The following is a 24,048-nucleotide window of genomic DNA, read 5'->3' as shown; positions in this document are numbered from 1 at the left end:
CACAGAAGTGAGAAACAGGTCGCCATTTTATGAGAAAAAACGGCGGCGGCACAGTAGTCCATCAGCTTATGCGACGCTTGAGCCCAGACTCGTTAATGATGCGGGTCGCAATCTCTTCAATGGAAAAATTGGTGGTGTTGATACAGGGTATGTTTTCCTTCTGGAACAGTCGCTCAACGGTACGGATTTCAAAATCGCACTGATCCAGCGAGGCATAGCGGCTGTTGGCACGGCGTTCGTGACGAATGGCTGCCAGCTGAAAGGGATCAATGGTCAGGCCATAGAGTTTATGCCGGTGCTGCTGAAGGCATTCAGGCAGGCGGCTGGCCTCCATATCCTCTTCTGTCAGTGGGTAGTTGGCCGCACGGATTCCAAACTGCAACGCCATGTAGAGGCAGGTAGGGGTTTTGCCACAGCGGGATACGCCCACCAGTATAATGTCGGCCTTATCATACTGGCGGGTTCGGGCACCATCATCGTTATCCAGTGCAAAATTGACTGAGTCGATGCGGTCTTTGTAGCGATCCACCTCATTGATCGCATGAGACTTGCCAACCGAATAGGAAGAGTGAGTTTCCAGCTCTGACTCAAGCGGCTTCAGGAAGGTGGAGAAAACGTCGATCTTGAAGCCGTTACAGGTGGCCAGCAATTCACGAATCTCGTCATCGACAATGGTATCAAGCACGATGGGAGGTTTGCCGTCCTCTTCTCCCTGGCGGTTGATGCGCTCAACAACGGCCTTGGCTTTATCAATCGTGTCTACATAAGGAAGGGTAATCTTTTCGAACCGAATGGCCTCGAACTGTGACAGCAGGCTGTTTCCCAATGTCTCAGCCGTGATGCCAGTACCATCAGAGATAAAAAATGCGGTTCGTTTCATCAGTGGGCCTCAAGTGTCGACAATTGAAAGCATGGGTCTGTGATCAGAAGCGCAATTTTAACAGATAAAGTGGCGGTTGTTTTTGTAGCAAAATTACATTTCGCTACAGCCAAGATTTTTACGCTTATCTGCAGTATCATCCGGTTTTTCCGGTCAATAATAATAACAATGATCCTTACGTCAAACAGCTCAGATTCAGGAGAATTGGCTTTGCAGGATTATGTACTGCGCCTTGAACAGGCAGGCATGGGTGATGTCGACAAAGTCGGCGGTAAGAATGCATCCTTGGGCGAGATGATCCATCAGCTCAGTGATGCTGGGGTGCGTGTTCCGGGTGGCTTTGCTACCACGGCGCAGGCCTATCGTGATTTTCTGGCACAAAGCGGCTTGGCTGATCGCATCAACAAGGCACTGGATGCCCTGGATGCAGACGATACGCGCGCCTTGATTGAAACAGGCCGCAATATCCGCCAGTGGATCATGGAAGCCGATTTTCAGCCTGAGCTGAATCAGGCCATTGAAGCCGCTTGGGCGGAGATGAGTCAGGGAGAGGCGATCGCGGTTGCCGTTCGTTCCTCTGCCACCGCTGAAGATCTACCCGATGCCTCTTTTGCCGGTCAACAGGAGACCTTTCTCAATATTCGCGGGCTTGATAACGTCAAGCAGGCGATCAAGGAAGTATTCGCCTCACTCTATAACGACCGCGCGATCTCCTATCGTGTGCACAAGGGCTTTACTCACGCTGAGGTCGCACTCTCTGCCGGCATTCAGCGCATGGTGCGCTCTGAAACCGGTGCGTCGGGTGTCATGTTCACCATGGACACCGAGTCTGGCTTCAATCATGTAGTGTTCATTACTTCTGCCTATGGTCTGGGTGAAACCGTCGTTCAGGGCGCCGTGAACCCTGATGAGTTTTACGTGTACAAGCCCATACTGGCTCAGGGGGCGCCTGCAATACTGCGACGTACTCTGGGATCAAAGGCGATCAAAATGATTTATACCGGTGATGGCAGTACCGGTAAGGCTGTTGAGACCGTCGATGTGCCGAAAGCTGAACGCAACACCTTCTCCATCAACGATGCCGATGTGGAAGAACTGGCGCGTATTGCTGTAATCATCGAGAAACACTACGGTCGTCCGATGGACATCGAGTGGGCGAAGGATGGTGATGACGGCAAGCTTTACATTGTGCAGGCGCGGCCGGAAACCGTACGCAGCCAGAGCAAAAGCACTGTCATTGAGCGTTACCTGCTGAAGGAAAAGGGCAAAGTGCTGGTTGAGGGCCGTTCCATTGGCCATCGTATCGGTTCAGGTACCGTGCGCGTGGTAAATGGTCTGGACGAAATGCATGAAGTGCAGCCGGGCGATGTACTGGTGACGGACATGACCGACCCGGACTGGGAGCCGGTGATGAAACGCGCGGCGGCTATCGTGACCAACCGTGGCGGCCGCACCTGCCATGCGGCGATTATTGCCCGTGAGTTGGGTATCCCGGCCATTGTCGGCTGTGGTGATGCAACTGAAAAACTCAACGATGGACAGCTGGTGACCGTGTCCTGTGCCGAGGGCGATACCGGTCGTGCCTATGAAGGCAAGCTGGCGTTCGAGCATCAGAGCAACAGCGTCGAGTCGATGCCAACCCTTTCGTTCGACATCATGATGAACGTGGGTAACCCTGACCGTGCATTTGATTTCCAGTCACTGCCTAATGCGGGTGTCGGTTTGGCACGACTCGAGTTCATCATCAACCGAATGATCGGCGTACACCCCAAGGCACTGCTGAATTTCAATGATCAACCACGCGACGTCAAGCAGGTGATTGAGCGCCGAATCGGTGGCTATGCATCACCTGTCGATTTCTACGTCGACAAGCTGGTCGAGGGTATCTCTACTCTGGCGGCTGCCTTCTACCCGAAGAAGGTGATTGTGCGCATGTCCGACTTCAAGTCGAACGAATATGGTCACTTGATCGGCGGCGATCGCTATGAACCCAGTGAAGAAAACCCGATGCTGGGTTTCCGTGGCGCGGCACGTTACATCTCTGATAACTTCCGTGACTGCTTTGAACTGGAGTGTCGTGCACTCAAGCGGGTGCGTGATGAGATGAAGCTGACCAACGTCGAGATCATGCTGCCGTTCGTGCGCACTCCTGGCGAAGCCAAACAGGTCGTCGAGCAGCTGGCCGAAAATGGTCTGAAGCGCGGTGACAATGGACTGCGCCTGATCATGATGTGTGAGATACCATCAAACGCCTTGCTGGCGGACCAGTTCCTTGAATACTTCGACGGTTTCTCCATCGGTTCCAACGATCTGACTCAGTTGACGCTGGGGCTGGACCGTGACTCCGGTATCATTGCGCACCTGTTTGACGAGCGTAATGAAGCGGTCAAGTGCCTGCTGGCGATGGCGATCAATGCTTGCCGTAAGGCCGGCAAGTACGTCGGCATCTGTGGCCAGGGGCCATCGGATCACCCGGACCTGGCGCACTGGTTGATGGAGCAGGGGATCAACAGTGTCTCGCTGAACCCTGACTCGGTACTGGACACCTGGTTCTTCCTTGCCAATGAGGAAAAGCCTGGCGCCTGAATCTGAAGCGCCGGGCTGTGGCGATACCTTCAGTCAACAGCCCGGCAGCTCTTGCCCCATGGCAAAGGTTACAAGAGGGGATCATGACCGATAACAGGGTAGTGGATTTCAATGAGGCTGGTGACAGATGTCGCCAGGAAAAGCGGCACCAGCAGAAAGAATCGCGTGTGGAATCGATGCGCAAACGGTTTGCTGCCGCTTTGCCGGACAAGCCGACTCCCGTCAAAGACTACTTCAAGAAAAAGCGCGCTGGCAAAAAACGCTGATCTGGTTGGTTAAAACATGAAACATGCTGTTCAGCGTACGTGATGTATGCTTTGATTAATAACAGGCATGAGCCTGATTATCCCTTTCCGGGGTGAAGTGCGAGTCAAGTCTGGGTATCACTATGGATGATAAAGGACCAAACAGATATCAAAGTACCCCGCTTGAAAGCACTCTTTCCGTCGATCAGCTGGTCAATAGCCTGGTTAAAAGTGAGCAGGAGCTAAAAAAACAGCTCACGCTTTTTTCCGCCTTCCTTGATGCGCTCCCAACCCCCATTTTTGTCAAAGACAATGAGGGCGTCTTTATTGCATGTAATGCTGCATATGAAGAAGCGTTTGGGATTCAGCGCAAGAATTTTGTTGGCAAAACCGTTCTTGATCTTGAATACCTGCCTGAATCCGCACGCCTGGCTTTCCAGCAGGCAGACCTGAAGCTTTTGCAGGAACGCGGAGAGACGCGTGAAGAGATCGAGCTGGCCTTCAGCGACGGTAATCCCCGTACGGTCCTCTATCAACGGAAAACCTTTGATATGGGTGATAATCAGGGCGGGCTGTTGGGGTTGATCATTGATATATCGGAACGAAAAAGAGCGGAAGAGTTTGAACGCCTTCGCAACCGTATTCTGGAAATGCTGGCAAGCAGCGCCGTACTTGAAGATATTCTGCTTGAACTGGTGATGGGCATTGAGTCACTGTACCCGGACATGCTGTGCAGCATTATGCAGACTGATATTCTAGGCAGCCATCTGTGCAACGGTATCGCCCCAAGCCTGCCTGATTTTTACAATGCAGCGTTGAAGAAGGTTGAGATCGTGCACGGTATGGGGTCATGTGGCACCGCGGCCTTTACCGGTGAGCGCGTCATCGTTGAGGATATATCAACACACCCCTACTGGAAAACAGTCAGAAAGCTGGCGGAGCAGGCCAACTTGAAGGCATGTTGGTCTCAGCCAATCAAGACAGGCCACGGGGCTGTTCTGGGTACGTTTGCCATTTATCACCGCACTACAGCTGTACCCACTGATAAGCAGATAGAAATCATCGAGCACTGTGCTAGGTTGTCCAGTATCGCGATTGAAAAAAGACGCGCTGAAAACACCATTCGTGAACTTGCCTACTACGATCCTTTGACAAACCTTGCGAACAGAAGGTTGCTGGACGACAAGCTTGCCCTCGTACTTGCAGACGAGACCTCAGTTTCAAGTTACACGGTGTTGATGCTGCTCGATCTTGACAACTTCAAGCCATTAAATGACCAATACGGCCATGCCGTGGGTGACCAGTTGCTGATTGAAATTGGCAAGCGACTCAGCCGTCATGTACGAAGTGGGGATACAGTAGCTCGACTGGGAGGGGATGAGTTCGTGGTGGTGCTGGAGAGATTGAGCCCGGATTTCAATACGGCAGTCAGGCAGGCAAAACAGGTAGCCGAAAAAATCCGAGTCGCCATAGAAGCCCCCTGCAAACTCAAGTTTGTACAGGAAGATGGCAGCCTGCAGTCAGTCGTGTACCAGTGTACGGCAAGTATCGGAGCAACTTTGTTTACCGGTGGCGATTTGAGCCAAACAGAGCTGATCCGCAAGGCGGATGAAGCGATGTATCAAGCGAAGCAGTTGGGGCGCAATACCGTGAATATCTACTGACCCTGAAAAAATGCCAGAAACCGCTTTTCCTGTTCCTGAGCTTCGTGCAACGCAATCGGCCGGAAACGAATTTCACTGCCAGGCATTCGTTGCGCCAGCGCATCCAGACTGCGGGGCGTGACAGCACCGAGTTTGGGGTACCCGCCGACAGTTTGACGATCCTGCAGCAGGATGATTGGTTGACCGTCAGCAGGCACCTGAATGGCTCCCAAACTGATGCCTTCCGATATCAATGTCACCCCGTGATGCTCAAGTACAGGCCCGCTCAGTCGTGCCCCCATTCGGTCACTGCGGGGTGTCAGCGTATAACAACTGCTGAAAAACCGGTGCAGTGTTGAGGACGGGAAACGGTCCAGCTGTGCACCCATAATCACATCCAGCACAAGTGGGGCAGTGTAGTCCGGTAGCCATTGCTCTGGCATCTGACGCTGTATGCCGTGCGATTTTACAGTATTGCAGGGCAGATGATCACCGGCCTGCAGTGCAGAGCCGTCTCCCCGCAAGCCCCCTGTGCCTTCACGCACCAATGTCGAGTTGCTGCCACCGAGCCCCGAGGTAAGTGCAAAGCCTCCCTCTACCGCCAGGTAGACGCGGACGCCGGAGGCCGGATGACCCAATACAAGCCGATCACCCGGATTTATGTTCAGTGCCGTCCAGCGTGGTTGTGGACTTCCGTTGATGTGAAGGCTGCTATCTGCTCCGGTAATGGCAATTTGAAGGTGAGTCTCAGCCATGCATTCAAAACCGCCAAAGCTGACTTCCAGTGCCGCTGTATGCCAGGGATTACCCACCAAGCGATTGGCCCATGCCCAGGCGTGGCGATCCATTGGACCGCCACAGGCCAGCCCCTGATGCATAACACCGCGGCGGCCGGAGTCCTGCAGTAAGGTCATAAAGCCGGGCTTGATAATGCTCAGGCCAGGTAAATCGGCTGTCATCGGGCAAAGCCTCCGTCCAGTTCACCACCCAGAGCGAGATACTCATCGCGGTCAATGGGGTGAAAACGCACACGTTGACCTGCCTGAAGCAGGCTGTTTGGCTCACGTCGGGTGTCAAACATGGCCAGCGGAGTACGGCCAATGATATTCCAGCCACCGGGTGAGTTGCGTGGGTATATTGCAGTCTGTGTATCCGCAATACCCAGAGAACCGGCAGGCACATTTTGGCGCGGAGTAGCCAGGCGTGGTGTTGCAATGCTTTTCGGCACTTCACCCAGATAGGCAAAACCGGGAGCAAAGCCGATGGCAAAAACATGGTAGGTCTGCGCCGTGTGCAGTTCGATGACCTGCTCGGTGCTGATGCCGGCACGCCCGGCAATTCGCTCCAGGTCTGGCCCTACAGATGGATGATAGAACACGGGGATGTTCACCAGCGGTGGCTCTTCATTCTCGTCCGTGTCATGCAGGGATGAGAGTATCGGAGCGACCGTTGCCATCAGGCTGGCCAAGTCATCCTGCAACAGGTCGTAGCGCAACATGATGCTGGTGTAGGAGGGCGCGCAGTCGATCAGGCGATTGCCAAGCTCTGCGCTCAACCGTCGGGTTGCCGTGTGAACCTTCTGTGTCAGCGCCAGCTCGATCCGGTCACCGAAATGCAGGGTGATGGTATCGACTCCGGTAATCTCATATCGCCACAGCATTGCGCTGTCCTTCTGTGAGTGCTCTGAGGATTTACAGCATCATTTTACATGCAAAACCGTCATAAACAGGTACCCTATACAGTTGAATCGCGTAGACAGACAGTGGCCCCGAGCGGGTGGAGTGTATCAATGGTCGAAACCGGCTGCTTTAACAAGCTGAAAGTGATCCGAGAAGTGGATTTTGGTGTGTATCTTGAGGGCGGAGCCGAAGGCGGCATTCTTCTGCCAAAGCCAGAGGTGCCTGAAGGAACGCGCTTGGGCGATCGGCTGCAGGTGTTCGTTTATCTGGACTCTGACGACATGCCGGTGGCGACCCTGCGACGCCCAAGGGCTCAGGTAGGGCAGTTTGCCAGCCTGAAAGTGGTTGATGTCAACAAGGTCGGCGCCTTTCTGGATTGGGGGCTGCCCAAGGACCTGTTCCTGCCGTTCAATGAGCAGGTAAAACCGTTAACGATTGGCGATTATGTCACCGTTTACCTCTACCTCGATAACACCAACCGCATCGCGGCCAGCGCCAAACTGGAAAAGCATCTGGAACCGGGCGATGACTACACTCAGGGCCAGTTGGTTGAGCTGCTGGTGGTGCGGCCAACCGATATTGGCTATCAGGTGATTATCGATAACCGTGCCATGGGACTGCTGCAGCATCAGGACATCCACCGACCGGTACGCCCCGGTCAGCGTATGCCCGGCTTCATCAAGCAGGTGCGAGACGAAGACGGCAAAATTGATGTGATGCTGGAAAAGCCCGGTTATGCCCGTATCGATCCGCTGGCCCAGCAAGTGCTGAAATACCTGGAGAGCCGTGATGGTTTTTGCCCGCTGGGGGACAAGAGTGACCCCGAAGCCATCCGTGACCTTTTCGGTGTAAGTAAAAAAGCCTACAAGATGGCGCTTGGCCAGCTGATGAAGGCCGGACGCATCCGTCAGGATGAAACCGGTATCCACCTGACCTGAGCTGGCCGTCAGCTGGAGCTGACGGAGGGCTTCAGATCGCTGACCAGTGCCAGCGTCAGTTCAGCGGCAGGGATGGAGAGGCAGCCTGTGACATTCTGCCCGGCCCACAGTGGCGAAAAATCACCGCTGCCCAAGTGTTCGGCTTGGGCACGCAGAGGCGCCGATGCAGCTGTCGCAAGCGGAAAGGACGGGGCTGACGGATTGAACGGTCCCAGTTCTCGTATCATGCGGTTTACAATGCCGCGAGCGGGGCGGCCACTGAACAGGTTGGTCAGTACTGTCTGGCTTGCCCCCGGCGACTGCAACGCGGCTCGATGTACCGCCGACGTGTTGGCTTCAGAGCAAAGAAGGTAGGCAGTTCCTACCTGAACGCCATCAGCCCCCAATGCCAACGCCGCCTGAACTCCTGCTGCATCCGCAATACCACCAGCGGCAATCACCGGTACTTTGACCGCGGCCTTGATCTGCGGCAGCAGCGCAAAAGTGCCCACCTGGGTACTGATCTCTTCACTCAGGAACATGCCGCGATGTCCGCCGGCTTCCAGTCCCTGGGCAATGATCGCGTCGACTCCGTTTTGCGCAAGCCAGCACGCCTCCTCAACTGTGGTCGCCGATGAAATGATACTGGCACCGCTGCTGCGTACCTGCTCCAGCAGCGATGGTTCAGGCAAGCCAAAATGAAAGCTCACAACCTCCGGTGCCAATTCGGTCACCAGATCGGCAATCACCTTATTGAAGGGCAAGCGACCAGGTCCAGCTGGGGCGCTCGGTACCTCCAGCCCCAACTCTGCATACCAGGGCAGAAATTGCTCCAGCCAACACTGTTGCCCCTCGGGATCAGGTTCCGGTGGTTGATGACAGAAAAAGTTCAGATTAACCGGACGGTCAGCTCGGGCGCGAAAGTGGGTGACGGCATCTCGCACGGCATCAGGCGTCAACATGGCACAGGGGATAGAGCCCAGCGCACCTGCGCCTGAAACAGCTGCAGCAAGTTCCCATCCCTGTACACCCGCCATCGGTGCCTGAATCAATGGAAACTGGATATTAAACAGGGATTGCAGCGCTGACATGGCACTCCTCCATAGATGGCTGTTCATGAAAATGCATCTACTATACCCATTCATCACACGTCTGGCTTTTAGACCTCAGTTCCAGCGCTTGATTTTGTTCCTTCCAGCCCACAGGATGAATGATCCATGCGGATCAACAGGAGCGTTGTTATGAGTGATTCCAGTTACATCCCGCCAAAAGTCTGGACCTGGGAAGCACCCAGTGGCGGTCAGTTTGCCAGTATTAACCGCCCGGTTGCCGGTGCAAGCCACGAAAAAGAGCTGCCGGTAGGCAAGCATCCCTTGCAGTTGTACTCGCTGGCAACCCCCAATGGTGTCAAGGTGACGATCATGCTGGAGGAGCTGCTGGCACAGGGGCACAGCGGCGCTGAGTACGATGCATGGTTGATTCGTATTGGTGAGGGTGATCAGTTTGGCAGCGGATTTGTGGAGATAAACCCGAACTCCAAGATTCCTGCCATGCTGGACCAGAGTGTTATGCCGGCTCAGCGTGTGTTTGAGTCAGGCTCTATTCTGGTTTATCTAGCCGAAAAATTTGATGCTTTCCTGCCCAAAACAATGCCTGCGCGTACTGAAACCCTCAACTGGCTGTTCTGGCAGATGGGAAGCGCACCTTTCCTGGGCGGTGGTTTTGGTCATTTTTATGCCTATGCACCCGAGAAATACGAATATCCCATCAATCGCTACACCATGGAAGTGAAGCGCCAACTCGATCTACTGAACCGTCAGCTGGCTGAGCATGAGTATGTTGCTGGAGATGAATACACCATCGCTGATATGGCGATCTGGCCCTGGTATGGCGCACTGGTGCTGGGGCGCCTTTATGGTGCCGCCGAGTTTTTGGACGTTGACAGCTATACGCATGTGAAACGCTGGGCCGAAACAATTGATGCTCGTCCAGCTGTTAAACGTGGTCGTCGGGTAAACCGGACCTGGGGTGATGAGGCTGAACAGTTGCCTGAACGGCATAATGCTGACGACTTCGAGGCAGGTGATGCGGATACCCGCTGATAGTCTTTCGAAATGGGCAGTACGCTGATGCTGGCATCCTTAAGTCCAATGGAACTCGCAGGCCAGCTGGTCAGTCTGACAGCGCTTGTCTTATGCCTGATCGCCTTTGCCAGCAAACAGGACCAACGGTTGATGGTCTGGCTGCTGGCGGCGAATGTAGCCTTTGCGCTGCAATTTGCCCTGTTTCAGAGCTGGACAGCCTCAGTGCTGACACTGATTGTGATCCTGCGCATAATTCTGGCCCGCCGTTACCCTGGAAACCTGTGGCTGCTTGGAGTGATATTGGCGCTCAATATGGCTGGAGCCTGGGTGACTTGGCAGAGCTGGCATGACCTTTTCGCTCTGCTGGCCGGTACGTTGGGTACACTGGGCATGTTTTTGCTTCGTGGTATCCCGATGCGGCTGATGCTGGGGGCTGCAGCGCTTTGCTGGATGACCAGCAACATCCTGATCGGCTCAGTGGGAGCCACTCTCGCTGAGGGGCTGGTGCTGGTTACCAACGCCATCACAATCTGGCGGCTGCATCGCCTAAAGCAACAGTATCCTGATCTTGGACACCCCCCGGCAGGCTCATGAGTTGGTGAGCCTTTTGACAGGTGGCAGCTTACAACCCTGCTTGCAGCGAGATCGAAAACGCCAGATGGCAAAACGGTGGTAGGCCCAGTCCAGCGGCCGAGTCAGATGCAGTTGATCGATCACGCTGACCAGGTGTCTGTAGTAGGGCAGCTCTCGCCAGATCACCATAAAGGCATGTACCCCGGTTTGGAGCTGTCCCTGCCGATCAACCGCATGAATCACGCGCATTGCCTGAATACGATCAAGACCATAGTGCTCCGGGTTGGATTTGGGAGTGAAAAGATCCTGCCAATCAACCCGCTGTTGGCGGTCTAGCCGCTGGTAGTGGGCAATTTCCTTGCGACAAAGTGGGCATTGGCCATCATAGAAAAGGATCGGTCGAGTCGGCATCGGGTAATCTCATGCACGCTAGGCTGTGTTTAAGATCCTTACGTCGCACAGGCATAAACAGATCCCGCTCAATTGATTGCGCTGCACCAGGCGGGCAGCTGGGTCTGGTGCAGATGTTCTCGCAGGGTATCGAGCAGTGCTGCTGCAGCCGGGCTCAGTGCTCGTCCCTTGCGGGTAATGATGCAGATTTCACGCTCGATCTGTGGTTCATGCAGCGGAATGAAAACCAGCCCCGCAAAGGAGTGCACGTCGGCGGCCAGGGCCGGCAGCAGACTGATACCGAGTCCCTGACTGATCAGCGCCGCCATGGCGGCAGGGTTGGATACCTCAATCTGAACCCGGTCCAATCGAATCGGAATATCGCCTCGCTGACTGAAGCGGGTGAGTTGGGCGCGAATGCCGGTATCCTGCGACAGCAACAACAGATGATCATCGGGTATCGCCTGCCATGACAGATGGGTATGCCGCGCCAGCGGGTGATCGCTGGGCACCACCAGCCCGTAGCGGTCGCGCAACAGGGGGGCGTATTCAAGCTCGGGTTGCTGTGAGTGGTTGCCGGCGACCGCAAAATCCACCTCATTGTTGAGCACGCGCTGCTCCAGGCTGCCGGCACTTTCATCGCGGATGTTGACCTGGATCGAAGGGAAGCGGGTGCGGAACTGCAGCAAGGCTGCGGGCAGCAGGCGGGTCACGACCGAAGGGGAGCCCGCCACGCTGACCTGCCCCTGTTGCAGCTGAGCACGGGCGCGCAGGTCGGTCAGAGCTGCGGTAAAGTCCGACAGTAGGCGCTCGGCTACCGGCAGAAAACGCTCTCCTTCGGCACTGAGCACAACGCGCCGAGTGGTGCGGTCAAACAGAATCAGCCCTGCATCCTGCTCCAGCTGTTTGATGGTAGCGGTCAGGGCGGACTGGGTCAGAAACAGATGCTCGGCGGCACGTGTAAAGCTGCCGCAGCGTGCGACCTCGATAAAAGCCTGCAGATGACGAATACCGATCGGGCTGCTCATTATTGATTAGCCATATTGATTAATTTATAGAATTTAATCATTTGAATGATAAATAAAGATTCTGCATCATTACCCGCCACTGAACAATGGTTGTCAGACTGTCTGTTCTGATGACAGCCCGCTTGCGCCTCAAACAAGCCCCGGAGAGCACCATGATCCCTCGCATTGACAGCATCGACGATACTCAAAGCCTGTATCTGGACTTTATCGAAACCCTGAAACAGCAAGGGTTCAAGGGGGATCTGAACTCGGACTATGCCAACCGCGTAGTGCTGGCAACCGACAACAGCATCTATCAGATCCTGCCTCAAGGTGTGCTGTATCCGAAAAACAGTGAAGATCTTGTGCTGATAGCGCGTCTGGCGGATCAACCCCGTTTCCGTTCCATCGTACTGAGTGCTCGCGGCGGCGGCACCGGCACCAACGGGCAGTCGTTGACCGATGGCCTGATCGTTGATGTGTCAAAGCACATGAACCGGATTCTGGAGATCAATCCGGATGAGCGCTGGGTGCGAGTGCAGGGCGGGGTCGTCAAGGACCAGCTCAATGCCGCGCTCAAGCCTTACGGACTCTTTTTTGCGCCGGAGCTGTCCACCAGCAACCGCGCCACCATCGGCGGCATGATCAACACCGATGCCAGCGGCCAGGGATCGGTGCTGTATGGCAAAACCCGTGACCATGTTCTTGAGCTCACCAGTGTTTGGTTGGACGGTACGCTGTGGCAATCCGGCCCGATTGATGAGGCCGAGCTGCAAACAATTAAGCAACGTACCGATCGTGTGGGAGAAGTACACCGTCTGCTGGATGGCATTCAGCGTGAGCGACAGGATGAGATTGATACCTGCTTCCCCAAGCTGAACCGCTGCCTGACCGGCTATGATCTGGCCCATATCCGTGATGAATCCGGCCGTTTCAATCTGAACTCCATCCTCTGCGGCGCCGAAGGCTCACTGGCGTTTATCGCTGAAGCAAAGCTCAATGTCTTGCCGATCCCCAAACATGCAGCACTGGTCAACATTAAATATGACAGCTTTGAAGCCTCTTTGCGTGATGCTCAGGCATTGATGCAGTGGCAGCCCACCTCGATCGAGACCGTGGACTCCAAAGTGCTGAATCTGGCAATGGGCGATATCGTCTGGGACAGCGTGCGTAACTACTTCCCCGAGAAAGAGGGCGACCCGGTCATTCAGGGGATCAATCTGGTGGAGTACACCGGTGATGATGAGGCGGAGCTGCGCGAAAAGGTCGAGAAGCTTTGCCGACATCTTGAGCAGATCAGCGGCGAACCGGGTAAAAGCTTCGGCTTCAGCGTGGTGTATGGCGCCAGCGAGATCAACAAGATCTGGGGCATGCGCAAGAAAGCCGTAGGTCTGTTGGGCAACGCGCAGGGGCAGAAGCGTCCGATCCCGTTTGTGGAAGATACCGCCGTGCCACCGGAAAACCTGGCCGACTTCATCATGGCGTTCCGCAAGGTACTGGATGATCGCGGTCTGGCCTATGGCATGTTTGGTCATGTGGATGCCGGTGTACTGCACGTGCGTCCCGCCATCGACATGAAAGACCCCGAGCAGGAAAAGCTGATCCGTGAAATTACCGATGAGGTGGTGCGCCTGACACAGGAGTACAAGGGGCTGCTCTGGGGCGAACACGGCAAAGGCGTGCGTTCCGAATATGCCCCCGAGTTTTTCGGCCCGCTCTATCCTGTACTGCAGCAGATCAAGGGCTGTTTCGATCCGCGCAACCAGCTGAACCCGGGCAAAATTGCAACGCCTGCGATTGATGGAGCCGAACTGCTCAAGATCGATGCGGTCCCGACGCGGGGGCAGCATGACCGGCAGATCAGTGCGGCGGTGCGTGAGCAATACGATTCCGCCATGAACTGTAACGGGAACGGTGCCTGCTACAACTACGACCCGAACGATGCCATGTGCCCAAGCTGGAAAGGCACCCGTGAGCGTATTCACTCACCAAAAGGGCGCGCTTCATTGATCCGTGAATGGCTGCGCCTGATGGCCAGCCGTGGCGTGGATGTGAAAGCAGAAGCTGAAAAGGCACGCAGCCGCAGTGGTCTGCTGGCATTGCCGAAGAAAATCAGCAACACGTTGGCCAGGCGCAAGGGGCGCTATGACTTCTCAAACGAAGTACATGAGGCGATGATGGGATGTCTCGCCTGCAAGTCCTGCGTCAGCCAGTGTCCGATCAAGGTTAACGTGCCGGACTTCCGTGCGCGTTTTCTTGAAGTTTATCACGGCCGCTATCTGCGCCCGGTCAAGGATTATCTGGTCGGTAGCCTTGAGTTCATGATCCCAGCGTTGTCGAAGTATCCGGCTCCGTACAACTGGGCCATGCGCAATACATTGGTACGCAGTGTCATGCGCCGTATCGGTGGCATGGTCGACAGCCCCGTGATCTGCACCAACAGCCTCAGGCAAGGTCTGGATCAGCGCGGCATCGACTGGGCCACGCCAGAGGTCGCCAGCAGGCTCAGTGCAGCCCAGCGTGAACGCGCCGTGGTGATCGTGCAGGATGCCTTTACCAGCTACTTTGAAACCCGGCTGGTGCTGGACCTGGTTGATCTGCTGGGCAAACTCGGATTTTACGTCATGGTGGCCCCGTTCATGCCCAACGGCAAACCTCTGCATGTCCATGGCTTTATGGCTGCGTTTGACAAGGCGGCTCAGCGCAATACGCGCATGCTCAACCAACTGGCTGAGTTAGACCTGCCGCTGGTGGGTATCGATCCCTCCATGACACTTACCTACCGCCAGGAGTACAAGGACGCTGTCGAAGGTGAGCTGCCGCCGGTACAGCTGATTCAGGAATGGCTGAGTCAGCAGCTGGAGCGTGTTGAGCTGCCTGAAATTCTGCCTCAGGGCGAATACCGTCTGATGGCTCACTGCACAGAGAAAACCTCTGCTGCACCGAGCATTCGTCAGTGGCAGAACATTTTTTCTGCATTGGGCCAGCAGCTGGATGTGGTGGCGACAGGATGCTGTGGCATGTCGGGCACCTTCGGTCATGAAACTGCCAACCTGCAGCGCTCGAAGGATATTTATGACCTGAGCTGGCGCGATATCGTCAACCACCCGGAAAACCGGGGCAAGCTGATGGCCACTGGCTACTCCTGCCGCTCTCAGGTGAAACGTTTTGACGATCAGCAGCTGCCGCACCCGGTACAGGTGCTGCTCGATGTAGTATCGGCGGTTTAAGTTCTCAAGGTATGGGGCTGTGGCCCCATGCCTAAGTTGTAGTGCAAACATATAATCGATCGGCGATGATGGCGCACATTTACGCCAACTGAAACAAGGAGCACCCCGATGCAAGATCTGCTGCCTGATCTGTGTGATCACTTTGAGGAACTGGTACGCGTTGTTGAGCCGATGTTCGGCAACTATGGCGGTCGCGAAACCTTCGGTGGTGAGATCGTCACCATCAAGGCGTTTGAAGACAATTCGCTGGTACGCGAGCAAGTTGCTCAGCCCGGCAAAGGCAAGGTGTTGGTAGTGGATGGCGGTGGTTCAATGCGCCGTGCCATGCTGGGGGACATGTTGGCTGAAAAGGCTCAGCAGAATGGCTGGGAAGGGATCATCATCTACGGCTGTATCCGTGATGTGAATGCGATTTCCGAGCTGGATGAGCTGGGGGTCCAGGCACTGGGAACCCATCCCATGAAGACAGAAAAGCTGGGTGTCGGTCAGCTGAACGTACCAGTTACCTTCGGTGGGGTGACCTTTAACCCGGGCGAATTTATCTATGCGGATAACAACGGCATACTCGTTTCCGAACAAAAGCTGGAACTGCCATCCGCCTGATTACTGTTGCGGCGGGCAAAACTGCCCGCCGCCCATAGCTCTATCGACCAATCCTCATATGCTTTCTTGAATTCCTTTCCAACCTTTTGTTATTTAAAAACAAAAACAGAAAAGTTAAAAAATATTTTAACTTTGCAGTGACAAGCTCAAAGCCAAGGCTATACTGGATTCAACAGCGTACCGGATGTGCGCTGGCCTGTCAGAGCAGGCTGAAAAGGAAGTACACACTGCGCGTATCCGGCTACCCCTTCTCCGGATACGCGCTTTCTTTTATGGGTTTATTCGTACATCGCCTGCATCGACTCTTTGGTCCACTTCAAGCTGTGACGATAGGTTGCCTCATACAGCGAGATATCAAAATCGCTGGGCAACTGATCCCAGTCACCGGATTCATACGCGATCACTTGCCTTAGTAGCTGTCCCATCTTGCCTTCACCTCTAGCCAATGCCGCTTTGATATCCTCGCCCAGTGGCAGCTGCTCAAGCAGTGTTTCCTGATCAATATCCAGCATCGCATGAAGGCCCGACATCATGCCAACCATAAAGAAACCGGACGGGTTGGGTTGATGTTCACTCAGCGCGATCATTTCACACATGTGGCCACGGGTAAGCAAGATGCGGGTAAGTTCCTCCGGCTTATCTCGGTTCGCCGTCATCGCAATCAGGGTGGCCCACTTTCTGATCTGCTCCATTCCAAGCAACACAACAGCCTCCGCGATCGACTCAACCTGGCGCACAAGTGAGTAGGCGGCAGAGTTGACGATGCGCAGCAGCTTATAGGTGAGTATAGGGTCACGGATGATCAAGTCTTCAAGCTTTTCCGGTGTAGCATTGGGCTTCTGCAGCTCCTGCATCAGCTGCATCAAGGCTATCTGATTGGCATTGACCTTGCGGCCCTTCACAACCTTGGGCTTGCTCAGAAAGCTGCCCTGGAACAGCTTGTACCCGCTCTCGATGCAGTGTTCAAGCGTGTCGAAGCTGGTGATGTTGGTTGCCAGCAGAGTAGACTTGTAAGGCGCAAGCAGCTCTGCCTGGCGGCGAATTTCCTCGCGATCCAACTGGCCAACATCAATTTTGATAATCTTGGCAATTTTAAGGGCAGTATCGTATTCGGGACTGAAGCGGAAGTCGGTGAGCGCAATACGGTAGCCATCTTTCGACATTTTATGCAGAGCACGCAGCAGATCCATGTTGCCCGGCTCAGTCAGGCGAATACAGATCACGACCTGCTTGGCCGGCAGTGTCGGCATGGTGCCTTCCAGAATCATGCGTGGTGCAATCTGGATAAATGCGGGCACGCGCTTCACTTCGCCCTGATCCGAAATACTGGTATAGGCGTGCAGAATCACCTCTGAGCTGGATTCAGCTTCAGGGTCCGTCTGCAACATCGCGTTCAGGTGTTCGTCTTCCTTGTACAACAGATCATAGGCGATAACACGCTGCTGGTGATCGAAGATCGGCTGTCGGGCCAGCAGAGGCTGTCCCCGTTCAGTATTACTGTCCATTCATGTCCCCGAATCGGCGTTTTCAGGCTGGAAGTGTATAATTTTATCATGTTGCAAGCACCTGCAGGTATGGTTGAGTACGGCCTGCAGGTATAATGCTGCCCCCTGATTTGCAAGCACTGGATTGTTAATGTCACGTATCAACTGGTTTCCCGGACACATGCACAAGGCGCGCAAGGAAATTGCGCAGGTAATGGATGAGATCGATGTGGTGATCGAGGTCCTGGACGCCCGCCTGCCCATGTCGAGTGAAAACCCGCTGGTTGATCAGCTGCGGCGCAACAAGCCGGTCTTGAAACTGCTGAACAAGCAGGACCTTGCCGATCCCGTGCGGACTCGGGAGTGGCTCGATCACTTCAATGCGCGCGAAGCGATCACGGCAGTTGCACTGGATATGCAGCAGAAGGCTTTGATCAAGCGAATTCCGGAACTGTGCAAGCAGATGGTGCCGGCACGCACCCGTCAGGATCGTCCCGTACGTGCCATGATCATGGGCATCCCGAATGTGGGCAAGTCGACTCTGATTAATGCACTGCTTGGGCGCAAGATTGCCAAAGTCGGCAACGAGCCGGCCGTCACGAAGGCTCAGAAGCGTTACAGTGTGCACAACGGCATGGCGTTGTCGGATACACCGGGCATTCTGTGGCCGAAAATCGAGGATGAAGACTCCGGTTACCGCCTTGCCGCCAGCGGTGCGATCAAGGATACCGCCATAGAACATGAACTGGTGGCGGCCTATGCCGCAGGCTTCATGCTGCAGGATTATCCGCAGCGACTGGTGGAGCGCTATAAACTCAAAACCCTGCCCGAAGGGCGCGAAGCACTATTGGATGAGATCGGTCGCAAGCGAGGCTGCCTTCGTCCAGGTGGTGTTGTCGACCGCCACAAGGCGTCTGAAATCCTGCTCACTGAGCTGCGTGCAGGCAAGCTGGGCCCCATAACCTTCGAAACCGTCGAAGAGTGGGAACGTAAACGAATTGAGGCCGAACAGGCCGCCGCCGAAGCCGCTGCACTGGCAGCCGCTGAAGCCGGGGAGAGTAACTGATGAGTCGCGGTAAAAAACAACGCAAGATCGGCGCCTTCATGACCGTACTGGAGCGCAAGCCCAAGAAACAGGAGCGCCTTGCGGATCCGACCAGCAAGGAAGCGCGGCGCAAGCGCGCACTTGAACAGCGCAAGAAACAGAAGTCCGTGTATGAGAAGGCGCAGGGCAGCCAGAACGCGCTGGAACGGGACAAGGCTGCCGGGCGTAAGGGAACCCGTCATGGAGGGCCGCTGGCGGCCAAGATTCGCAAGCTCAATGCTGCCAAAGACAAGCCCCAGGACAAAGCCGTCCAGCCCGATGCTGAACAGGACGATTAAGGCGTGTCTGAGCGGGATGTCATCATAATCGGCGGCGGTGCCTCTGGTCTCATGTGTGCGGCTATTGCGGCCTACCGCGGCCGTCGGGTACTGCTGCTCGAACACACCAAAAAGATCGGTCGCAAGATTCTCATGTCAGGTGGTGGGCGCTGCAACTTTACCCATTTACACAACACGGCAGCCAACTTCCTGAGTGACAATCCGCATTTCTGTAAATCAGCGCTGAGTCGTTTTGGGGCTGCTGATTTTGTTGAGCTGGTTGACCGCCATGGCATCGAATACCACGAGAAAACACCCGGTCAGCTGTTCTGTAACGAATCCAGCAAGGAAATTCTTCAGCTGCTGCTGACCGAGTGTGAATGGGCAGGGGTTGAGATTATGACCGAAACCCAGGTGTTTGAAGTCAAGCCCACCACCAGTGGCTATGCGTTGCGCACATCCCGCGGACAATTTGTTGCCGAATCGGTGGTGATTGCCACCGGCGGTCTGTCGATTCCCAACGGTGGTGCCACCGGATTTGCCTACCAGATCGCCGAGCAATTCGGACTCAACGTCACACCGCGTCAGGCGGCACTGGTACCCTTTACACTCCAACCTGATCTGCTGGAGCACCTGAAGCCACTGGCAGGGGTATCTCAGCCGGTCAGAGTCAGTTGCAACGGCGTTTCATTCAATGAGAACCTGCTGTTTACCCACCGCGGCCTGAGCGGTCCAGCCATTCTGCAGATATCATCCTATTGGCGTGGAGGCGATGCAGTTGAAATCGATCTTGTGCCGGGCACTGACCTTGAACACTGGCTCAGGCAGCAACGTGACGAGCGCCCAAAGGCCGAGGTACGTACCCTCATGGCACAGCATATGACCAAGCGCCTGGCACAGACGTTGTGCGATCTCTGGCAAATACACGACGAGATTGGCCAGTGCCGCAATGCACGCATTGCCGAGATTGCCGAGCGTTTCAACCGATGGCAGGTCAAACCCTCAGGCACCGAGGGCTATCGTACCGCGGAGGTAACTCTTGGAGGCATTGATACGGCTGAGGTGTCTCAAAAAACATTCGCGGCCAACAAGGCCCCGGGGCTGTATTTCATCGGTGAGTGCCTGGATGTGACCGGGCATCTGGGGGGACACAACTTCCAATGGGCCTGGGCTTCAGGTTACTGTGCGGGTCAGCATGTCTAACTGATGTCGAAATGACAGGGAGATCTACGCATGAAAATTGGCCTGGCACTGGGGAGTGGTTCCGCACGCGGCTGGTCTCATATCGGTGTGATCAATGCACTGGCCCGGGAAGGGATTAAGCCCGAAATCATTTGCGGCACCTCAATTGGTGCACTGGTTGGCGCTTCCTGTGCAAGTGGCAGTCTCGACCGCCTCGAACAGTGGGTGCGTTCACTGAGCCGATTCGAGACCGCTCGATTTTTCGAACTGAATCTTTCTCGTCAAGGTTTCGTCAATACTGAACGTTTCCACCACTTTCTGAACACCTACATTTCTGATGACGATACCCATATTGAATCACTTCAGTGCGCCTATGGCGCGGTAGCCACCGAGCTGGAGACAGGGCGTGAGGTATGGTTTACCGAGGGCTCACTGTTACAGGCCGTTTGGGCCTCAATCTCGTTACCGGGCCTGTTTCCAGCCATTCGTCATGATCACCACTGGCTGGTAGACGGCGGCCTGGTGAACCCGGTGCCGGTATCTCTGTGCCGAGCGATGGGTGCTGAGGTGGTGATTGCGGTCAATCTGAATGGCGATATCATCGGGCGCCACCTGCATAAACCTAAACCGGTCGAAACACAAAAGCCGCGCAATGGCGTGATGGGTCGGTTAACTGAGCTGGTCGACGAATATACAACCCGGCTGACCGGAGCTGATGAGCCTGAGGATCATTCACCGAGCATGTTTGATGCCATTGCCGGCTCGATCAATATCATACAGGACCGTATTACACGTAGCCGCATGGCGGGGGATCCACCCGATATCCTGCTGTCGCCACCGCTGGCCGATATTGGGTTGCTGGAGTTTTACCGAGCAGAAGAAGCGATCAGGGAAGGGGAGCGGGCGGTGGAAGAGATGCTGCCAACCATTCACCGCCTGCTGCAGCGCTAGATCTTATCGACCTCTGTAGAGGCCTTCACGTTTTTCAACAAATGCCATCACCGCTTCCTGATGATCATCGGTGTTGTGCAGCATCCCCTGCCAGGCAGCACAAAGTTCCAGAAAGTCCGGCAGTTCGTGCCGCTGTGCCTGTTTCATCAGGCGCTTGCTCATGCGCAATGCCTGTGGCGGCTTGGCAGCCATCTGGCGAGCCAGCGTCATGACCCTCGTCATCAGCTGATCCTGAGGCACCTGTTCCAGCATAAGTCCGATCTCGACCGCTTCCTCTGCGTGAACCAGGCGTCCGGTCAGCGTGATTTCTGCCGCTCGCTGATAACCGATCAAGCGCTGCAAAAACCAAGCACCACCATCACCGGGGATGATGCCAAGATTAACGAACGTCTCACCGAAAGTGGCGCGTTCGGAACCGATCCGAATATCGCACATGCAGGCAAGGTCACAGCCGGCACCAATCGCTGGGCCATTAACAGCCGCGATGACGGGAATCTCGGCGCGATGCAGCGCCAAGGGAATACGCTGGATACCCTGACGGTACTTGCGTTCCAGTTCCAGTGCATCACCGCCGAAGGGGCCCTGGCGGTGGTCACCATCACGGTACTGCATCTCCTTGATATTGCCACCGGCACAGAACGCGCTGCCATCACCGGTAATTACCAGTACAGAAACTGTAGGGGCGCGATTGGCCCATTCAACGGTGGTGACAATGTCATCGATCAGGGCCGTACCGGTCAGGGCGTTGCGCAGGTCATCGCGTGCAAGCGTGAGTACGGCAACCCGATCCTCCAGCTCCAGCCGGGCATCCTGTAGCGTGGGCATGGCGTTAGTCATGAAGCACTCCCTGTCATTATCCTTGTTGGCTGTAAATTGTGACGGTAGGACACAAGAATAACAGAACATATCCGGGTTGGGAGTCATGTTTATGAAACAAAAAAGGGCAGACCAAGGTCTGCCCAGTATCAGATCGGGAAGGAGATGGATTGACAGCTCAGTCCCATAGCAGTAGTTCTGTGCTCATTTGCTACTGGAATGAGTTTTGAAAATAGTTCAGTATCAGGTGATTATGGATACTGTGCTGCGGGATACTGCAACTGCGCACAACACTTCGCACAAATGCGCATGCTCGTTTTCAACGGAGGAGAATGGCTGTGATTCATAATTTATCCCGTATATACAGTCAGTTAGCGAGTATATCATGGCTCCTTACGTGAGCGAAAATGCGCATGCGCAGTATCAAAATGTTATGCATCAAAATGACTATGACTGACGAAGAACTTAAAGTAATTGGCCTTGAGGTTGTAGATCTTTTTAAAAATAGAAGCTTTGAAAAGATTGGTTCTACTTACGGGTATGCTCTTAAGATGGATTCTTCTGCCGAAGAAGCGATAGAACAAGACTTCGATGTTGCTATTACTGAATGTGGAGGCAACATAGAGCAATCTAAGATTGCAGTCGCTGTTAGCCACTTTGAGCCAAACGAAACGGGTCTCAAATCATTAGTTGAATGTAATTTTCAGTTGGGTGTATCCGTAGGTGTTTTAGTCGAGCTAATTCAAACTGATAGTGGCTCAATATATCTTGAGCAAGTATCAAGTTACGGAGGAACGTCAAATGCATAACAAAGCATTTAAAATCGTTCGCTGCGCTCACTGGGACCTCGCTACGCTCGGCCCTTTAATGCGGCGTTAAGTGTCAGTGTGCCAGGAGATATCGGATGGTAATTCGAAATGCAATTTAGAATTTTTTCAGCTTTTGTAATTTTCATTGGCTCTTACCTACCGCTGGCCCTAATACTTGCCGTCCAAGACATACCGTTTTCTTGGTGGGGGCGCTCATTTTGTGACATTTCAAAAATGAGCGAATGTTACTTTAACTCGTTCTCTAACCCATATTTGTCTATAGCTTTTCTCCTTATAACCTTTGTCTCAGTAATTTTATCCAATATATCGCTCAAAAAAATATCGTTTCCATTTGAGGCCAGAGTAAAAAAAACGAAAGCAATTCCCAACGACATTATTAACTATGTTTTTCCGTATGTTGTTTCATTCATGGGGATTAGCTACGAATATCCTGAAAAACTTTTAGGTTTTGCCGTGTTCTTGATCTGGATGTTCGCAATAACATACAAGTCAGGACAGATAATAATGAATCCACTTTTGCTGATGTTTGGATGGAAGCTTTATGAGGCAGAAATAGAAATAAACGGAAACGAAAGAAGTGTAAGAGTGTTGTATAAAGGAAACCTGATCCCCGGTGATTATAGTGTGCAAACAATACAAGATTGCTATGTTGCGAGAGGTGGCTAATGTCAGTTGACTTCCAATCTTTGAAAACATTCGACTTCGATAATTCTAATCCACATCTATGGGTTTTCAAAGATAGTACTACGTCTTCACGATTTCGTGCATTTTATGTTCAAACTGAGGACGATTTAAACTCGAAACTAAAAGAGTTCGTCAAGAAAGAGATTGATAGGATAACAGAGCACAGCCCATATACTTACATATCGCAAAATAATGAAAGTAGCTGTCTTACTTTAGATCCTTCTACTACAGATTTCTCCAACCTAAAGGTTCTCGTAGATCGTCTAGAAAGCGAACATAGGATCTCAGAGTCAAAAGATCTGAAAGGGGCTAAAGGGTATGTGGTTAAGTTTACATTAAATGGCATTACGGTCTATGCTGTAAAACGTTCCACGTCATCATGGAAGACCTCTTACCCTAAGAAGTATATAAATATGATTTTTTCCAATGGAGAACTATCGGCAGTGGAGAATAATAGTTTTTCTATTGAAAAAAGTTTCGACTTTTACGTTTTTGGTAATACGGCATTTATTGCAAATAAACGCGGGTTTGAGTCTGCAATGAAGTATCGTGAAGAGTATGTTGCTGCATTTTCACAGCTTCAGCAGTCACCTTCGTTCAGTAACTTATTCTCTGATCTATCGCCAATAGTAGAGTATGTAGGAAACAACTCCATACAGTTGAGAAGAATGGCCGTTATTGAAAAAAAAGGGATCTATAATCGGCTGAATTTCATCCAAAATCTACAAAGAGTCAATAATGCTAGGGGGTGGGGTATTAATTTTGATAATGCCAGTAACACAATGATCCCATGCTCTGAGACTGTAAAAGTCATTATGCAGGTTTTGCTAGATCACCGTCTGATGAGCGAGATCACTGACAATATTTATGATGTCCCAGATGCAACTGAGATCTAGGCAGCA

General features: G+C 53.7%; 23 protein-coding genes. 15 read left to right on the top strand and 8 right to left on the bottom strand.

The window, feature by feature from the left end:
• Nucleotides 1–61 precede the first annotated feature (61 nt).
• A complete protein-coding gene (gene ppsR, locus BLV48_RS05410) occupies nt 62–880 on the bottom strand; it encodes a posphoenolpyruvate synthetase regulatory kinase/phosphorylase PpsR (RefSeq protein WP_091824260.1) in 819 nt (272 codons plus the stop codon).
• A gap of 246 nt (nt 881–1,126) precedes the next feature.
• Here ppsR and ppsA point away from each other — a divergent pair, with 246 nt between their 5' ends.
• From ppsA to BLV48_RS05395, 3 genes are all read left to right on the top strand, one after another.
• Nucleotides 1,127–3,466, top strand: coding sequence for a phosphoenolpyruvate synthase (gene ppsA, locus BLV48_RS05405; protein WP_479691118.1), 2,340 nt, complete (start codon nt 1,127–1,129; stop codon nt 3,464–3,466).
• Between the two features lie 83 nt (nt 3,467–3,549).
• Complete coding sequence (locus BLV48_RS05400) at nt 3,550–3,732, top strand: tRNA (uracil-5-)-methyltransferase (protein ID WP_091824254.1); 183 nt, start codon at nt 3,550–3,552, stop codon at nt 3,730–3,732.
• A 122-nt stretch (nt 3,733–3,854) separates the two neighbouring features.
• Nucleotides 3,855–5,375 (top strand): sensor domain-containing diguanylate cyclase, encoded by a 1,521-nt coding sequence (locus BLV48_RS05395; RefSeq protein ID WP_091824251.1) that lies wholly within the window; start codon nt 3,855–3,857, stop codon nt 5,373–5,375.
• Here the strand turns inward: BLV48_RS05395 and BLV48_RS05390 are convergent.
• Together BLV48_RS05390 and pxpB are read right to left on the bottom strand one after the other, a co-directional pair.
• Nucleotides 5,369–6,313, bottom strand: a complete 945-nt coding sequence (locus BLV48_RS05390) for a 5-oxoprolinase subunit C family protein (RefSeq protein ID WP_091824248.1) — start codon at nt 6,311–6,313, stop codon at nt 5,369–5,371. The two genes, BLV48_RS05395 and BLV48_RS05390, sit on opposite strands and share 7 nt — an antisense overlap.
• On the bottom strand, nt 6,310–7,014 hold the full coding sequence (pxpB, locus tag BLV48_RS05385; RefSeq protein ID WP_091824245.1) for a 5-oxoprolinase subunit PxpB: 705 nt from the start codon (nt 7,012–7,014) through the stop codon (nt 6,310–6,312). The genes BLV48_RS05390 and pxpB overlap by 4 nt, the downstream gene beginning before the upstream one ends.
• 129 nt (nt 7,015–7,143) lie before the next feature.
• Here pxpB and BLV48_RS05380 point away from each other — a divergent pair, with 129 nt between their 5' ends.
• Nucleotides 7,144–7,971, top strand: a complete 828-nt coding sequence (locus BLV48_RS05380) for a CvfB family protein (protein WP_091824242.1) — start codon at nt 7,144–7,146, stop codon at nt 7,969–7,971.
• Nucleotides 7,972–7,979: 8 nt separating this feature from the next.
• Here BLV48_RS05380 and BLV48_RS05375 read toward each other — a convergent pair whose 3' ends face one another.
• A complete protein-coding gene (locus BLV48_RS05375; RefSeq protein ID WP_091824239.1) occupies nt 7,980–9,041 on the bottom strand; it encodes an NAD(P)H-dependent flavin oxidoreductase in 1,062 nt (353 codons plus the stop codon).
• A gap of 150 nt (nt 9,042–9,191) precedes the next feature.
• Here BLV48_RS05375 and yghU point away from each other — a divergent pair, with 150 nt between their 5' ends.
• Entirely contained in the window at nt 9,192–10,052 is an 861-nt protein-coding gene (gene yghU, locus BLV48_RS05370; protein ID WP_091824236.1) for a glutathione-dependent disulfide-bond oxidoreductase, read from the top strand.
• A 12-nt stretch (nt 10,053–10,064) separates the two neighbouring features.
• Nucleotides 10,065–10,628: a YgjV family protein gene (locus BLV48_RS05365; protein WP_254774972.1), complete on the top strand. Its 564-nt coding sequence runs from the start codon at nt 10,065–10,067 to the stop codon at nt 10,626–10,628.
• Here the strand turns inward: BLV48_RS05365 and BLV48_RS05360 are convergent.
• On the bottom strand, nt 10,623–11,018 hold the full coding sequence (locus BLV48_RS05360) for a thiol-disulfide oxidoreductase DCC family protein (RefSeq protein WP_091824233.1): 396 nt from the start codon (nt 11,016–11,018) through the stop codon (nt 10,623–10,625). The two genes, BLV48_RS05365 and BLV48_RS05360, sit on opposite strands and share 6 nt — an antisense overlap.
• Nucleotides 11,019–11,086: 68 nt before the next feature.
• Entirely contained in the window at nt 11,087–12,025 is a 939-nt protein-coding gene (locus BLV48_RS05355) for a LysR family transcriptional regulator (RefSeq protein ID WP_091824231.1), read from the bottom strand.
• A gap of 152 nt (nt 12,026–12,177) precedes the next feature.
• Here BLV48_RS05355 and ydiJ point away from each other — a divergent pair, with 152 nt between their 5' ends.
• Both ydiJ and BLV48_RS05345 read left to right on the top strand, forming a co-directional pair.
• The gene (gene ydiJ, locus BLV48_RS05350; protein WP_091824548.1) at nt 12,178–15,234 is read left to right on the top strand and encodes a D-2-hydroxyglutarate dehydrogenase YdiJ; all 3,057 of its coding nucleotides are present in this window, start codon (nt 12,178–12,180) and stop codon (nt 15,232–15,234) included.
• Between the two features lie 108 nt (nt 15,235–15,342).
• Nucleotides 15,343–15,837 carry a putative 4-hydroxy-4-methyl-2-oxoglutarate aldolase gene (locus BLV48_RS05345; RefSeq protein WP_091824228.1) on the top strand — a complete coding sequence of 165 codons (495 nt, stop codon included), beginning with the start codon at nt 15,343–15,345 and terminating at the stop codon, nt 15,835–15,837.
• A gap of 278 nt (nt 15,838–16,115) precedes the next feature.
• Here the strand turns inward: BLV48_RS05345 and BLV48_RS05340 are convergent, their stop codons facing one another.
• The gene (locus BLV48_RS05340) at nt 16,116–17,342 is read right to left on the bottom strand and encodes an EAL and HDOD domain-containing protein (protein ID WP_091824225.1); all 1,227 of its coding nucleotides are present in this window, start codon (nt 17,340–17,342) and stop codon (nt 16,116–16,118) included.
• A gap of 130 nt (nt 17,343–17,472) precedes the next feature.
• On the opposite strand from BLV48_RS05340, the gene ylqF reads away from it, so the two are divergent.
• The 4 genes from ylqF to rssA are packed head-to-tail and all read left to right on the top strand — an operon-like array spanning nt 17,473 to nt 20,816.
• The gene (gene ylqF / locus BLV48_RS05335; protein WP_091824222.1) at nt 17,473–18,387 is read left to right on the top strand and encodes a ribosome biogenesis GTPase YlqF; all 915 of its coding nucleotides are present in this window, start codon (nt 17,473–17,475) and stop codon (nt 18,385–18,387) included.
• A complete protein-coding gene (locus tag BLV48_RS05330) occupies nt 18,387–18,704 on the top strand; it encodes a hypothetical protein (RefSeq protein ID WP_091824219.1) in 318 nt (105 codons plus the stop codon). The genes ylqF and BLV48_RS05330 overlap by 1 nt, the downstream gene beginning before the upstream one ends.
• Before the next feature lie 3 nt (nt 18,705–18,707).
• Nucleotides 18,708–19,886: a BaiN/RdsA family NAD(P)/FAD-dependent oxidoreductase gene (locus BLV48_RS05325; RefSeq protein WP_091824217.1), complete on the top strand. Its 1,179-nt coding sequence runs from the start codon at nt 18,708–18,710 to the stop codon at nt 19,884–19,886.
• A gap of 30 nt (nt 19,887–19,916) precedes the next feature.
• Nucleotides 19,917–20,816, top strand: coding sequence for a patatin-like phospholipase RssA (gene rssA, locus BLV48_RS05320; RefSeq protein WP_091824214.1), 900 nt, complete (start codon nt 19,917–19,919; stop codon nt 20,814–20,816).
• A 3-nt stretch (nt 20,817–20,819) separates the two neighbouring features.
• Here the strand turns inward: rssA and BLV48_RS05315 are convergent, their stop codons facing one another.
• The gene (locus tag BLV48_RS05315; RefSeq protein WP_091824211.1) at nt 20,820–21,653 is read right to left on the bottom strand and encodes an enoyl-CoA hydratase-related protein; all 834 of its coding nucleotides are present in this window, start codon (nt 21,651–21,653) and stop codon (nt 20,820–20,822) included.
• A gap of 428 nt (nt 21,654–22,081) precedes the next feature.
• Between BLV48_RS05315 and BLV48_RS05310 the strand changes: the two genes are divergently transcribed.
• From BLV48_RS05310 to BLV48_RS05300, 3 genes are all read left to right on the top strand, one after another.
• A complete protein-coding gene (locus tag BLV48_RS05310) occupies nt 22,082–22,441 on the top strand; it encodes a hypothetical protein (protein WP_217632950.1) in 360 nt (119 codons plus the stop codon).
• Nucleotides 22,442–22,549: 108 nt separating this feature from the next.
• Complete coding sequence (locus BLV48_RS05305; protein ID WP_091824205.1) at nt 22,550–23,128, top strand: hypothetical protein; 579 nt, start codon at nt 22,550–22,552, stop codon at nt 23,126–23,128.
• Complete coding sequence (locus tag BLV48_RS05300) at nt 23,128–24,042, top strand: DUF4868 domain-containing protein (RefSeq protein WP_091824202.1); 915 nt, start codon at nt 23,128–23,130, stop codon at nt 24,040–24,042. Before BLV48_RS05305 ends, BLV48_RS05300 begins: the two co-directional genes overlap by 1 nt.
• Nucleotides 24,043–24,048: the final 6 nt, after the last annotated feature.

Source organism: Marinobacterium iners DSM 11526, assembly GCF_900107855.1.
Taxonomy (GTDB): Bacteria; Pseudomonadota; Gammaproteobacteria; order Pseudomonadales; family Balneatricaceae; genus Marinobacterium; species Marinobacterium iners.
Note: the sequence above shows the minus strand (reverse complement) of the source record. Positions and strands in the feature narration are given on the sequence as shown.

Excerpts from the sequence above, each read along its gene's own strand:
- ppsR (WP_091824260.1), bottom strand. The coding sequence starts at position 880 with ATGAAACGAACCGCATTTTTTATCTCTGATGGTACTGGCATCACGGCT.
- ppsA (WP_479691118.1), top strand. The coding sequence starts at position 1,127 with ATGGGTGATGTCGACAAAGTCGGCGGTAAGAATGCATCCTTGGGCGAG.
- BLV48_RS05400 (WP_091824254.1), top strand. The coding sequence starts at position 3,550 with ATGACCGATAACAGGGTAGTGGATTTCAATGAGGCTGGTGACAGATGT.
- BLV48_RS05395 (WP_091824251.1), top strand. The coding sequence starts at position 3,855 with ATGGATGATAAAGGACCAAACAGATATCAAAGTACCCCGCTTGAAAGC.
- BLV48_RS05390 (WP_091824248.1), bottom strand. The coding sequence starts at position 6,313 with ATGACAGCCGATTTACCTGGCCTGAGCATTATCAAGCCCGGCTTTATG.
- pxpB (WP_091824245.1), bottom strand. The coding sequence starts at position 7,014 with ATGCTGTGGCGATATGAGATTACCGGAGTCGATACCATCACCCTGCAT.
- BLV48_RS05380 (WP_091824242.1), top strand. The coding sequence starts at position 7,144 with ATGGTCGAAACCGGCTGCTTTAACAAGCTGAAAGTGATCCGAGAAGTG.
- BLV48_RS05375 (WP_091824239.1), bottom strand. The coding sequence starts at position 9,041 with ATGTCAGCGCTGCAATCCCTGTTTAATATCCAGTTTCCATTGATTCAG.
- yghU (WP_091824236.1), top strand. The coding sequence starts at position 9,192 with ATGAGTGATTCCAGTTACATCCCGCCAAAAGTCTGGACCTGGGAAGCA.
- BLV48_RS05365 (WP_254774972.1), top strand. The coding sequence starts at position 10,065 with ATGGGCAGTACGCTGATGCTGGCATCCTTAAGTCCAATGGAACTCGCA.
- BLV48_RS05360 (WP_091824233.1), bottom strand. The coding sequence starts at position 11,018 with ATGCCGACTCGACCGATCCTTTTCTATGATGGCCAATGCCCACTTTGT.
- BLV48_RS05355 (WP_091824231.1), bottom strand. The coding sequence starts at position 12,025 with ATGAGCAGCCCGATCGGTATTCGTCATCTGCAGGCTTTTATCGAGGTC.
- ydiJ (WP_091824548.1), top strand. The coding sequence starts at position 12,178 with ATGATCCCTCGCATTGACAGCATCGACGATACTCAAAGCCTGTATCTG.
- BLV48_RS05345 (WP_091824228.1), top strand. The coding sequence starts at position 15,343 with ATGCAAGATCTGCTGCCTGATCTGTGTGATCACTTTGAGGAACTGGTA.
- BLV48_RS05340 (WP_091824225.1), bottom strand. The coding sequence starts at position 17,342 with ATGGACAGTAATACTGAACGGGGACAGCCTCTGCTGGCCCGACAGCCG.
- ylqF (WP_091824222.1), top strand. The coding sequence starts at position 17,473 with ATGTCACGTATCAACTGGTTTCCCGGACACATGCACAAGGCGCGCAAG.
- BLV48_RS05330 (WP_091824219.1), top strand. The coding sequence starts at position 18,387 with ATGAGTCGCGGTAAAAAACAACGCAAGATCGGCGCCTTCATGACCGTA.
- rssA (WP_091824214.1), top strand. The coding sequence starts at position 19,917 with ATGAAAATTGGCCTGGCACTGGGGAGTGGTTCCGCACGCGGCTGGTCT.
- BLV48_RS05315 (WP_091824211.1), bottom strand. The coding sequence starts at position 21,653 with ATGACTAACGCCATGCCCACGCTACAGGATGCCCGGCTGGAGCTGGAG.
- BLV48_RS05310 (WP_217632950.1), top strand. The coding sequence starts at position 22,082 with ATGACTGACGAAGAACTTAAAGTAATTGGCCTTGAGGTTGTAGATCTT.
- BLV48_RS05305 (WP_091824205.1), top strand. The coding sequence starts at position 22,550 with ATGCAATTTAGAATTTTTTCAGCTTTTGTAATTTTCATTGGCTCTTAC.
- BLV48_RS05300 (WP_091824202.1), top strand. The coding sequence starts at position 23,128 with ATGTCAGTTGACTTCCAATCTTTGAAAACATTCGACTTCGATAATTCT.